The 12,292-nt window shown below is 43.4% G+C and carries 12 protein-coding genes, 1 rRNA gene and 1 riboswitch; of the genes, 10 read left to right on the top strand and 3 right to left on the bottom strand.

Annotated elements, in window-relative coordinates:
- The first annotated feature begins 78 nt into the window (after nucleotides 1–78).
- Together rrf and C0W29_RS21650 are read left to right on the top strand one after the other, a co-directional pair.
- Nucleotides 79–194: ribosomal RNA gene (rrf, locus tag C0W29_RS16605) — 5S ribosomal RNA — on the top strand.
- A gap of 60 nt (nucleotides 195–254) precedes the next feature.
- Nucleotides 255–422, top strand: coding sequence for a hypothetical protein (locus tag C0W29_RS21650; protein WP_155395132.1), 168 nt, complete (start codon nucleotides 255–257; stop codon nucleotides 420–422).
- Here the strand turns inward: C0W29_RS21650 and crcB are convergent.
- Nucleotides 405–788 (bottom strand): fluoride efflux transporter CrcB, encoded by a 384-nt coding sequence (gene crcB, locus C0W29_RS16600; protein ID WP_036788490.1) that lies wholly within the window; start codon nucleotides 786–788, stop codon nucleotides 405–407. The two genes, C0W29_RS21650 and crcB, sit on opposite strands and share 18 nt — an antisense overlap.
- A gap of 204 nt (nucleotides 789–992) precedes the next feature.
- Between crcB and C0W29_RS16595 the strand changes: the two genes are divergently transcribed.
- The 7 genes from C0W29_RS16595 to thiH all read left to right on the top strand — a co-directional run bounded on the left by C0W29_RS16595 (nucleotide 993) and on the right by thiH (nucleotide 7,817).
- Nucleotides 993–1,415, top strand: a complete 423-nt coding sequence (locus C0W29_RS16595) for a universal stress protein (RefSeq protein ID WP_036788487.1) — start codon at nucleotides 993–995, stop codon at nucleotides 1,413–1,415.
- Between the two features lie 124 nt (nucleotides 1,416–1,539).
- Nucleotides 1,540–1,637: riboswitch (TPP riboswitch) on the top strand.
- A gap of 119 nt (nucleotides 1,638–1,756) precedes the next feature.
- A complete protein-coding gene (thiC, locus tag C0W29_RS16590; RefSeq protein WP_045045479.1) occupies nucleotides 1,757–3,670 on the top strand; it encodes a phosphomethylpyrimidine synthase ThiC in 1,914 nt (637 codons plus the stop codon).
- A complete protein-coding gene (gene thiE / locus C0W29_RS16585) occupies nucleotides 3,671–4,948 on the top strand; it encodes a thiamine phosphate synthase (RefSeq protein ID WP_045044087.1) in 1,278 nt (425 codons plus the stop codon). It abuts the gene before it with no gap.
- Nucleotides 4,932–5,723: a HesA/MoeB/ThiF family protein gene (locus C0W29_RS16580; RefSeq protein WP_045044088.1), complete on the top strand. Its 792-nt coding sequence runs from the start codon at nucleotides 4,932–4,934 to the stop codon at nucleotides 5,721–5,723. The genes thiE and C0W29_RS16580 overlap by 17 nt, the downstream gene beginning before the upstream one ends.
- Nucleotides 5,724–5,725: 2 nt before the next feature.
- Nucleotides 5,726–5,929: a sulfur carrier protein ThiS gene (thiS, locus tag C0W29_RS16575; protein WP_235869040.1), complete on the top strand. Its 204-nt coding sequence runs from the start codon at nucleotides 5,726–5,728 to the stop codon at nucleotides 5,927–5,929.
- A 1-nt stretch (nucleotide 5,930) separates the two neighbouring features.
- The gene (locus C0W29_RS16570; RefSeq protein WP_045044090.1) at nucleotides 5,931–6,695 is read left to right on the top strand and encodes a thiazole synthase; all 765 of its coding nucleotides are present in this window, start codon (nucleotides 5,931–5,933) and stop codon (nucleotides 6,693–6,695) included.
- Between the two features lie 9 nt (nucleotides 6,696–6,704).
- Entirely contained in the window at nucleotides 6,705–7,817 is a 1,113-nt protein-coding gene (gene thiH / locus C0W29_RS16565) for a 2-iminoacetate synthase ThiH (protein ID WP_045045480.1), read from the top strand.
- A 62-nt stretch (nucleotides 7,818–7,879) separates the two neighbouring features.
- Here thiH and C0W29_RS16560 read toward each other — a convergent pair whose 3' ends face one another.
- Nucleotides 7,880–9,667: an aminopeptidase P family protein gene (locus tag C0W29_RS16560; RefSeq protein WP_045044092.1), complete on the bottom strand. Its 1,788-nt coding sequence runs from the start codon at nucleotides 9,665–9,667 to the stop codon at nucleotides 7,880–7,882.
- 319 nt (nucleotides 9,668–9,986) lie between these two features.
- On the opposite strand from C0W29_RS16560, the gene C0W29_RS16555 reads away from it, so the two are divergent.
- Nucleotides 9,987–11,195, top strand: a complete 1,209-nt coding sequence (locus tag C0W29_RS16555) for a multidrug effflux MFS transporter (RefSeq protein ID WP_045044093.1) — start codon at nucleotides 9,987–9,989, stop codon at nucleotides 11,193–11,195.
- A gap of 80 nt (nucleotides 11,196–11,275) precedes the next feature.
- Here the strand turns inward: C0W29_RS16555 and C0W29_RS16550 are convergent, their stop codons facing one another.
- Nucleotides 11,276–12,175, bottom strand: coding sequence for a DMT family transporter (locus C0W29_RS16550; RefSeq protein ID WP_045044094.1), 900 nt, complete (start codon nucleotides 12,173–12,175; stop codon nucleotides 11,276–11,278).
- Nucleotides 12,176–12,292 lie beyond the last annotated feature (117 nt).

Genomic DNA, 12,292 nt, shown 5'->3' with positions numbered 1-12,292 from the left:
ATGCGTGTTGAGAACAACTAGTTAGATTTTCCCAGATTGCTATTTATTGCCATAAGGTGATAAATAAAACAGAATTTGCTTGGCGACCATAGCGTTATGGACCCACCTGATCCCTTGCCGAACTCAGAAGTGAAACGTAATAGCGCCGATGGTAGTGTGGGGTCTCCCCATGTGAGAGTAGGACATCGCCAGGCTTCAAATTTTAAAAGGCCATCCGTAAGGATGGCCTTTTTTCGTTTATAACGAAAAAAGTAATGGTATCTATTGTGCTTGATGTAGCATTTCCTGCATTTCCTGCATTTCCTGCATTTCCTGCATTTCCTGCATTTCCTGCATTTCCTGCATTTCTATTTTTATTAGATGAAAAAAAACCGCCTTGCGGCGGTTATATGTTTGAATTGCTATTAGCTTTTCATCATTAGTTGATAGCCAATATAACAAGCAAACAGACTGACTGTTACGTTAAGTACGATATTTAAGCCAGCTTTGATAAACTCACCTTGCTGCATCATTACAATGTTATCCATTGAAAAGGTTGAGAAAGTGGTTAGTGCACCAAGAAAGCCTAAGCCTATCATTGGACGCCATGGCGCCGCTTCTATCATTCCTTGATTTAGCCCCGACATTAATAGTCCCATAATTAGCGAACCAATAATATTGACGGTTAATGTTCCGTATGGGAAGCCACGGCCAAATAAAATAACGCAAAGCTCAGAAATTAAGTATCGTGAGCAGGCGCCGAATGCACCACCAATTGCGATGAATCCTAGTAATAAATATTGGCTCATTGGTATCTCGTTTCAGTTAAAGGTAATGATTAAAAGCCGTCATAATAATCGGTTGTTGAGTTAGTTGACACTCTCGATAATTGCAATCATTGATTTAAGCGTATATTAAAATGTCGGCACATAGTTGGTTGTATAGCTACATTTATAGCATCATAATCATAACTAAGAAATTTACTACTGAGCGTAGGCTCATGGAGATAAGCTATGTCGCTATATCAAACTATATTACTTGCTGTTAACCCTGAAGATAAATATGCCCATAAACTAATGGTAAAGGCAGGGGTTATTGCTGAGCAAAATAATGCAGAATTACATGTTGCCTATGTTGAACCTGGTGTTGGTAATGTTAGCTTTATTGATGTCGAAATTGAATTACAAGAAGAACATGACGCGATTGCTAAACAGCGGATGTCACAATTATCAGAGTTAGCGACAGCTTCCTCTTATCCTGTTGCTGGCTTACATATTGCCAATGGTGATATTGCTAAACATTTAGAAGAGCTTGCTGAGAAGGTTGAAGCTAAGTTAGTCATTACTGGTTATCACAAGTCTAGTATCCATATTTTTGGTGATGTGAGTGAAACACTAGCAAAGCATCTTAAGTGTGATGTACTTATCTCGCAATAATCATCATGGTTATTAGCATGAAATAAAAAGTCGTGTAATTGCACGGCTTTTTGCTATCTGTCACTGTCTATTGATTCTTTTGGCTAAAGACTTGTAGTGATAGCCTGAGGCTTTATACTTAATCACTTACTTGTCGGAGTGCCATATGGCTGAGACCGCATTGCGGGATCCGTTGAACCTGATCAGGCTAATACCTGCGAAGGGAACAAGAGGTTATCTTTACTGCATATCCTTATCTAGGGATCACTGTCTGTATTCGATTATGCACAATATTGCTGCATAGCTCTTGTTTACGCCCATCCGCCAAGCATTTTTCCCTACAACATTGAAAGGAAATTGCTGTGTCGAATCGCAAGCAAGCGAGATTGGAAGCGAAACAATTTATCGAGTCATTAACGGCTCAACCTTACCCTAACTCCCACAAAGTGTATGTTGCTGGTAGTCGCGCTGATGTTTTAGTGCCAATGCGCGAAATAACCTTAGCTGATAGCCTAGTAAGTGGCCCCAAACAGACTCCTCTCTTTAAACCAAATCAACCAATACGTGTTTATGACACATCTGGTTTTTATACCGATCCTGAGCAATCGATAGATATCTATCGTGGTTTGCCGACAGTCCGTCAAGCGTGGATAGCTGAACGTAATGATACTGAGTTATTACCGGAATTAAGTTCTGATTATGCCCATAAGCGTTTAGTTGATGAGACGCTTAATGATTTGCGTTTTAGTCACCGTGCTCCTATTCGACGAGCTAAAGCCAATGTATGTGTTACACAGCTGCACTATGCTCGCCAAGGTATTATCACTCCTGAAATGGAATATATTGCGATTCGTGAAAATATGGGACGAGCACACTATGATGATGAAGTTTTAAATCAGCAGCATGCTGGTATGGATTGGGGAGCGAATCTTCCACCACAAATAACTCCTGAGTTTGTTCGCCAAGAAGTGGCTGCTGGTCGAGCAATTATTCCTGCTAATATCAATCACCCTGAAGTTGAACCAATGATCATTGGGCGTAACTTTCTTGTCAAAGTAAATGCCAATATTGGTAATTCAGCGGTGAGTTCATCGATCGAAGAAGAAGTTGAGAAATTGGTATGGTCGACTCGTTGGGGCGGCGATACTGTGATGGATTTATCAACGGGACGTAATATTCATGAGACACGTGAGTGGATCATTCGTAATAGCCCAGTACCGATTGGCACGGTGCCGATGTATCAAGCATTGGAGAAAGTAAATGGTATCGCTGAGAATCTTACTTGGGATATTTTTCGAGACACTTTATTAGAGCAAGCAGAACAAGGTGTCGATTACTTTACGATTCATGCAGGGGTTTTATTACGTTATGTGCCAATGACGGCTAAACGGGTAACAGGGATTGTTTCTCGCGGTGGTTCAATTATGGCGAAGTGGTGTCTGGCGCATCATCAAGAAAGCTTTTTGTATGAAAATTTTCACAGTATTTGTGAAATTTGTGCTCAATATGATATATCGCTTTCACTCGGTGATGGTTTACGTCCGGGATCAATTGCTGATGCCAATGATGAAGCTCAGTTTAGTGAATTACGTACGCTGGGCGAACTGACTAAAATTGCGTGGCAATATGATGTTCAGGTGATGATTGAAGGGCCAGGTCATGTACCGATGCATATGATTAAAGCCAATATGGATGAACAACTTAAGCATTGTCATGAAGCGCCGTTTTACACCCTTGGACCTCTCACTACAGATATTGCGCCTGGCTATGATCATATAACGTCCGGCATTGGCGCAGCCATGATCGGTTGGTATGGCTGTGCAATGTTGTGCTATGTGACGCCAAAAGAGCATTTAGGCTTACCGAATAAAGATGATGTAAAAGTCGGGTTGATCACGTACAAGCTGTGTGCTCATGCGGCAGACTTAGCGAAAGGCCACCCCGGTGCACAAGTTCGTGACAATGCATTGTCAAAAGCACGGTTTGAATTTCGTTGGGAAGATCAATTTAATTTGGGCCTTGATCCACAAACTGCTCGAGATTATCACGATCAAACCTTGCCACAGGAATCTGGCAAAGTTGCCCACTTTTGTTCAATGTGCGGCCCTAAATTTTGCTCTATGAAAATATCTCAAGAAGTCCGTGATTATGCTAAAGAGTTGCAGCAGATAGATATTACCATCAGTGATAACTTGAATGTTGGAATGCAACAAAAGGCAGCTGAATTTCGTGCTCGAGGCAGTGAATTATATCACCCAGCTAAAGAGGATTTGTAAATGAGCACCTTATCGTTACCCAATCATTTAATGCCATTATTAATGCACATTGAACCACTATTGGTACCGGCTGAATTATATCAGCTTGGTGAGACAGTGAACGTTAGCGTTAATAATAGTAATTCATGGGTGCAGATTAAAACCGCCACCAGTGAATGTTCAGTTGCGTTTAATTTTGTGGCAGTAGAGGACGATTGTGTACTGCCGACGTATCAAGTGCGGGATCAGTGGCTCGCGCCTTTCGATGAACTAGAAGTGTTGCAGCATAAGGTGGTTGCTGATACCAGTTTAGTGTTATGTGGCTATCCTGCTGATGACGGTTGTATTGATATTTGGCATCACCAAGGGCAAACCAGAGCAATTCATTGTCATCATAGTGGAGCCAGTGAAGCACAGCGGGCCATGTTATTGGTGGCATTAGCACTTGATTACCCATTAGATGATGCATTGGTCTTAGCGCGTGCTCATGCACGCAGTTATCAAGATAATAATTATCGTGCGCAAGGTGAGCTTATATGGCCAACGACAGCCAAAGTCTTTCCTCGTGCATTAACGATCAATCATCCGGAAGTGAAGCAACTTGGTTGGCTGGGTGAGGGTGAAAGTGTGGCCCCCTTTGCTGATTTAGAACTGTGTAAATTAGGCTTATACCCAGTGGTTGATAGTGCGGATTGGGTTGAGCGGATATTGCAGTTAGGTGTTACGACGACTCAATTACGAATTAAAAATCCCCAAACCTCTGATCTTGAATCCCAAATTGAACAGGCAGTTGCTGCTGGAGCGGCAGCTCACGCGCAAGTTTTTATCAATGATTATTGGGCGTTGGCAATTAAACATTGTGCTTACGGTATTCACCTTGGTCAGGAAGATCTCAATAGTGCTAATTTAGTCGCGATCCAGCAAGCTGGACTACGGTTAGGGATCTCTACGCATGGCTATTATGAGATTTTACGTGCCTTAGAGTATCAACCAAGTTATATCGCACTGGGTCATATTTTTGCGACCTCAACTAAAGATATGCCGTCATTACCACAAGGCGTTAATCGGTTAGCGCTTTATCAAAAATTAATTGGTGAACGAGTACCGACCGTAGCGATTGGTGGTATCAATATTGAACGCGCTGCCAAAGTGTGGCGCACTGGAGTAACCGGTGTTGCTGTGGTCAGTGCGATTACGAAGGCAGAAAATCCAGCCGCTGCAGTTGCAGAATTACGCAATATATTGGTTGCTACGATTGAAAATGAGGCAGGAGGAGCATGTGATGACCATCAACTCTGAACTCTCTGATGCTGAGTTTATACGCTATAGCCGTCAGTTAATGGTGGCCGAGATCGGCGAAGTAGGGCAACAACAGCTGATGAATGCTCAGGTACTGGTTATTGGCGTTGGCGGTTTAGGTTCTGCGGCGGTAATGTACTTAGCTGCTGCAGGGGTGGGTTTATTGGTTATAGCCGATGATGATGACGTTGAAGTTTCTAACTTACAACGGCAGGTCATTTACCGTGATAGTGATATTGCGACAAGTAAAGCACAGGCTGCATGCCAGCAGATCAATGCGCTAAACCCATTAATACGTACGCGAGCCGTGCAAGCAAAGTTAGCGGGATTTCAACTTGATATTGAAGTTCAACAAGCGGATATCGTACTTGATTGCAGTGATAATTGGGGGACACGTTATGCGATTAATCAGGCTTGTTTTAAACATCAAAAAACGTTGATATCAGGGGCATCCATTGGTTGGCAAGGTCAGCTGATTGCATTTGATTTCCGCCAATCGAAATCAGGGTGTTATCAGTGCTTATTTCCTATCTTCAATAGTACGGAGCAACAAGCCAATAATTGTCGAACTGGTGGCGTAATAGGACCTGTTGTTGGCACCATCGGCAATTTACAAGCGTTAACTGCGATTAAAGCGATAACGGGTGTCGGTGATATCGGATTTTCTCTATTACAGCAATTTGATGGCTTCAATAATCGCTGGCAGCAGCTTTCAATTAATACCGAGCCCCATTGTCCAGTTTGTGGTGTGGTCACTCATCAGGAGATCGTATGACCATGATTAAGATATGGTTGAACGATCAACCTGTGGTATGTGAAGCCGAGCAAACCCTGAGTCAATTTGTCGCACAACTGTCTTTACCGACACAAGGCACAGCGGTGGCGATCAATCAATCCATTGTTGCTGCTAGTGAGTGGTCTACAACGGTTATTGCTGATGGCGATCAGCTCGCGTTATTTCAAGCAATCGCAGGAGGTTGATATGTTAACCATTGCCGATAAAACCTTTTCATCACGTTTATTTACTGGCACGGGTAAATACGCCAATCGTGATGTGATGGCTAAATCAATTATAGCGACAGGCTCTGAGCTGGTGACTATGGCATTAAAACGGGTTGATTTAACGCAGCCGGATGATGATATTTTAGCGCCTTTAGTTACCGCTGGGGTGAATTTATTGCCGAATACATCAGGGGCCAAAAACGCCAAAGAGGCCGTTTTTGCGGCGCAATTAGCCCACGAAGCGTTAGGTACTAATTGGCTAAAGCTAGAGATTCACCCTGATTCGAAATACCTGATGCCGGATCCAATTGAAACACTAAAGGCGGCACAGCAGTTAGTACAGCTAGGGTTTGTAGTGTTGCCTTATTGTCATGCTGATCCGGTGTTGTGTAAACGGTTAGAAGAAGTGGGATGTGCGGCGGTGATGCCCCTAGGAGCGCCAATTGGTTCAAATAAAGGTTTAGTTAGTCGTGATTTTCTGCAAATTATTATCGATCAAGCACGTGTACCTGTGGTGGTAGATGCGGGAATTGGTGCGCCTTCTCATGCTGCAGAAGCGATGGAAATGGGCGCTGATGCCGTTCTGGTTAATACCGCTATTGCTGCCGCTCATGATCCTATTGCAATGGGACATGCGTTTAAATTAGCGGTTGAAAGTGGTCGTATGGCGTTTGAGGCTGGCATGGCGGGGAAAGTGAATCATGCTATTGCATCGAGCCCATTAACGGCATTTCTTAATCAGTAAGGAGCCAGCATGAGCTTTGTTGATGTTTGGCAGCAAATGGATTGGGATGATATTCGTTTATCTATTTATGCCAAGACTACGGTAGATGTTGAGCGTGCGCTTAGTAAACCTAAACTCGATTTAGAGGATTTTAAAGCGCTGATCTCACCAGCTGCTGAGCCTTATTTAGAACATATGGCGCAATTGTCTGCGATGTTAACTCGGCAGCGTTTTGGTCATACCATCAGTTTTTATGTACCGTTATACCTGTCTAACTTGTGTGCCAATGCGTGTACCTATTGTGGCTTTTCGATGGAAAATCGCATTAAGCGCCGCACATTAGATGAGGGTGATATTGGACGTGAATGTAAGGCGATTAAAGCACTTAATTTTGATAGCGTGTTATTGGTCACTGGTGAGCATCAAACTAAAGTCGGGATGGATTATTTTAGGCAGGCATTGCCACAAATTAAATCACATTTTAGTTATGTTGCAATGGAAGTGCAGCCGCTTGAACAACAACAATATCGAGAACTTAAAGGCTTAGGCTTAGATGCGGTGATGGTGTATCAAGAAACGTATCATGCCCGTACTTATGCCGAGCATCACCTACGCGGCAATAAAACTAATTTTAATTATCGGCTAGCGACGCCAGATAGGTTAGCCCAAGCTGGAATCGATAAAATTGGCATAGGGGCTTTGCTGGGGATGGAAGAGTGGCGGACAGATAGTTTTTTTGTTGCTAGCCATTTGGTATATCTTGAGCATCATTATTGGCAAAGTCGTTATTCGATTTCATTTCCGCGCTTGCGGCCTTGCACGGGGGGGATTGAACCCAAATCGGTGATGACTGATCGCCAGTTAGTGCAGTTGATCTGTGCTTATCGGTTGTTTAATCCTGAAGTTGAGTTGTCATTATCCACTCGTGAGTCAGCCCACTTTCGCGATAATGTGTTGCCATTAGGCGTTACTAGTCTTTCTGCGGGATCAAAAACGCAGCCGGGTGGTTATGCCGATGATACACCAGAGTTAGAGCAATTTGCGATCAGTGATGATCGTAGTGTGGCTGATGTTGCCGTAGCAGTGAAGCGACAAGGTTTTGAAGTCGTATGGAAAGACTGGGATGCGGTTTATTCCGGTTAATAAAAAAAGCCAGTGCAGCATTAAATGCACTGGCTTTTTTATTTTAAGTATGAAAATTGAGGTTAGCGGTTAAGTGTTGCTGTCGCTTGAGTTAACCACGCCAGATCAGCGCCTGTTAGGGCTGGGCTAATAACGTCAAATACGGTGCGATGGTAATTGTTGAGCCATGCCAGTTCGACATCAGTCAGTAGGCTCGCATCAATCAGGCGCTTATCAATCGGCGCACGTGTTAACGACTCAAAGCCCATTACTGACATATCGCCTTGAGTGGCTACTTCAACGACAGCTTCAAGGTTTTCAATCCGAATACCAAACGCATCAGCGCGGTAGTATCCCGGCTCATTTGAGAGCACCATGCCTGGTAATAATGCGGTTGGATTATAGCCTTTAGCGATCCGCTGTGGGCCTTCATGAACACTTAAAAAATGACCCACGCCATGGCCGGTACCGTGGTCATAATCAAAACCATGTGCCCATAGGTGTTGACGGGCTAAAGCATCCAGCTGTGAGCCGGTCGTGCCTTTAGGAAAGCGTGCAGAGGCAAGTGCAATATGACCTTTTAACACCAGTGTGAATGCTTGTTTAACTTCATCGCCTGGGGTGCCAATGGCAATCGTACGAGTAATATCGGTGGTACCATCAGGGTATTGACCACCTGAATCGACTAAGTACACCGTGTCCATTTGCAGTTTGCTTGGTTGCGGTTGATCTATATGGTTATAGTGACACATGGCGGCATTACCAGCGGCAGCTGAAATAGTATCAAAGCTAACATCACGGCATGTTGGGTCTAACTGGCGGAATTGCCACAATTGATCAGAAAGTTCGGCTTCATCTAAGAGGTTACCTGCTGCAACTTGGGCATCAACCCACGCTAAGAATTTGCTGATTGCAACCCCATCACGAATATGACACGCCTTCATTCCTGCCATTTCTGTAACATTTTTGGTGGCTTTGGGCAGTAAGGTTGGATTTGCTGCCTCAATCAGTTGTGCACCCGAATTTTTAAGCTGTTGAGCTGCCCAGGCGTTGCTGTTCGCAGAGTCAAACAGTACCCGCTTTCCTGCTAATGATGCTAAACCTGCTGCCAATTGTTCTGGCTCACAGATATTAACGCCATCACCAACATGTGCCGCAAAACCTGCCGGTAAGCGGTGATGATCAATATAAAAATCTACGGAAGCATCGTTGTGGATAATTGCAGCTGACAGTAATACTGGTAGGCAATGGACATCGTCACCACGAATATTCAACAGCCATGCGATGCTATCTAACTGACTTAAAAAAGCAGCATTGGCTTTTTGAGTCGTTAGTAAGGCTGCAATTTGTTGGCGTTTATCTGTACTTGATTGACCAACAAATTCTAATCCCATTAATTGGGCATCAGATAATACTGGTGCTGGGCGATCTAACCATAATTGATCAATGGGATTTTCAGCAACAGATACTAACGCGAATTCGCCATCAATGGCGGTGGTGGCATTGTTTAGCCATGCAGCACTGTGAAGGCGAGCATCAATGGCAACTTTACTGCCTGCTGCTAAATTTTCTAGTGCCCATTGTACTGGTGGTTGCTCAATAAGATGGCAGTATTGAAATACATCTGCAGGCACTTGTTTACGAACTTGCACCACATAACGACCATCAACAAAAACAGCAGCATCATCACGAGTAATAATGGCAGCGCCTGCCGAGCCAGTAAATCCAGTTAACCAGTGCAGACGTTCATTATGATCGGGAATGTACTCACCTAGAAATTCATCTTCGTGAGGGATCAATAAAGCATCTAACTGATTATCAGCGAGCCATTGGCGGATTTGTTCAACACGTTGCGAAATTGCTGCTTGCATGTTTTCGTCCTTTAATTAAAGCGTCATCTTAACGATGGCGTAAGCTGTAAACTTGAATAACTAACACTCATTGAGGGTATTTAGTTATGCAGTCAATGTGGTTACGTTAGCGTGTTTGCAGGTTGGCATCAATTAGCTAACGGTCAATTAATTAGCATTTGCTACATTTCAGCCTAATCATGTTATCTGTCACTCAGAGTGTGGCGGATAACTGCTGTGAGTGATATTCCAAAATGGAAAAGTGCTTTTGAATATATACCATTTCTATTCATATCTCTAAAACCGTAGACTTGGCGCGATCATCTTTTAGGAACATCATATGACCTCGTCAACCACTTCTTCTACTGATACTAAATTAATCACCTTGATGGTGACTTTAGTATTATTTAGCCCATTGGCTATTGATATTTATCTACCTGCTTTCCCTGCTATTGCCGATAGCTTTGGGGTTAATGCTGTACGCGTTCAAGATACCGTAACATGGTTTATGTTTAGTTTAGGATTAGGGCAACTATTGGCAGGGCCATTAGCTGATCGTTTTGGACGTCGACCAATTGCACTCGCGGGAATTGTTATTTATGGTTTTAGTGCACTTATGGCGTATTTAGCAACCAACTTAGACATGCTATTAGCTGCACGTTTATTACAAGGTTTCGGTGCCTGTGCAACCTCTGTTGCGGCTTTCTCTGCTGTGCGTGATAGTTTTGGCGCAGAAAAGAGTGGTCGGATGATCAGTTACTTAAATGGTGCAATCTGTTTTATTCCCGCTTTAGCACCCTTGTTAGGTACTTGGTTAACACATGAGTTTGGCTGGCGTTCAAATTTTAGTTTTATGGCTGGATTTGCGCTGGTAGCTGGTTTATTTGTGATGACGATGTTTAAAGAAACTCGCCCTACTGATACTCATGTTAGTGGTTCAACCATAAGTTTGAGCCGCTATTGGTCGGTATTACGTGAGCCAACATTTTTATACCATGCCAGTTTATGCATGTTAGCGATGGCGGTGATTCTAGCTTATGTGACCTCGGCTCCGGTGTGGTTAATGAGCCATCTTGGGGCTGACATGAACCAATTTACATTATGGTTTGGTATTAATGCTGCGCTTAATATTACCGCTTGTATGGTAGCACCGAAATTTATGGATCGGTTCGGTACTCGGGCTACATTGCAAACAGGACTTATTATTCTAACCATTGCCGGTGGATTAATGCTGGGGCTGAGCACCATTAATCAAGCGTGGGCATTTATGGTGCCTATTTTTATCTGTTCATTTGGGTTTGCGTTTGTCTTAGGCTCATCGGCAGGTAAAGCATTAGCGCCTTTTGGTGATCGTGCCGGTACTGCGGCTGCATTGTTGGGTCTATTTCAAATGAGTGGCGCTGGAGTGATGGTGAGCTTAACTCAGCGACTTGATTTAGCAACGCCAATGTTGATGACATTGCAGATGTGGTTATTGATCCCTGGGATATTTGTGTTGTGGTCAAAGTGGGGCAAAAGCTGGCATCAAGCACCACTAACAGCCGATTAGTGCTGAATTGTTGATGATTAGCAGCCATTGAGCGTGTGTTTATTAAGCCTGTCATTATGACAGGCTTAATTTTAGGTGGTTTACAGTAATTGAGATTGAGGTGATGGCTTTGAACGCCATTGCTGCACCACTAAGCCACTAATAATAAATAACAGTCCGATAATCGTTGCGGCTGTTATTTGTTCTCCAATAATAGTTGCTAATAACAGTAGTGAAATAAAGGGTGAAATAAATATTAAGTTACTGATACGGGCGGTGTTAGTGGTTAAGCGGAGGGCGTTGAGCCACAAGACAAAGGTTATTCCCATTTCAAACAAGCCCACATAGGTTACAGCTAACCACCCTTGCCAAGGTACTGTTTGCCAGCCACCTACATAAAAACTCAAGCCGATAGAAAAAGGCAGTGAGGTTAAAAATCCGAGTAATAATCCCAGCACAGGATCGGCAGTATTTTTGGTATTGATTATCCAATATAGTGCCCATAAAAGGGTTGAAAATAGCGCTAATCCGACCCCGAGCGGGCTTTCAAATTGGAGAGCAAGTAGATCACCCTTAGTGGCGATCACTACCACACCTAAATAGCCTAAGCCACAGGCTATCCAGTCTTGACGACCAATCTTTTGATGTAAAAAAATCGCCGCCATTAGGGTTAAAGTAATCGCCCAACTATAGTTCAATGGCTGAGCTTGTGAGGCTGGCAATAAAGCGTAGGCTTTAAATAATACTAAATAGTATGCCAGAGGGTTGATTAGTCCTAAAGCAAGGTAATACCAAGGTCGAGCATAAAAGGTGGTCAATAAATTGGTAAGTTTGCCTTGATAGGTAGCAATAGCGAGTAATGCAATCACTGAAACAAGGCTTGCAATGACGACCATTTGCGGCGGTGAAAAATAATTTAAGGTAATTTTAAATGCGGTTGCAACAGTCGACCACAGTAATACTGCAGTGAGACCATAGCCTAATGCATGACGTTCGTTCATGACTGATTCTCTATTTATTCCTTTAAATGAAGCTCGCAGTGTAATTGATGAGGCCAAACTCGCCCTAGTGAGCCCAAGTAAGGCTGTGATCGTGGGCGCATAAATACGCTTCCTTTA

This window comes from Photobacterium kishitanii, assembly GCF_003026355.1.
In the GTDB taxonomy this organism is placed as follows: Bacteria; Pseudomonadota; Gammaproteobacteria; order Enterobacterales; family Vibrionaceae; genus Photobacterium; species Photobacterium kishitanii.
The sequence above is the reverse complement of the archived record's forward strand: the minus strand, read 5'-3'. Positions and strand labels throughout refer to the sequence as shown.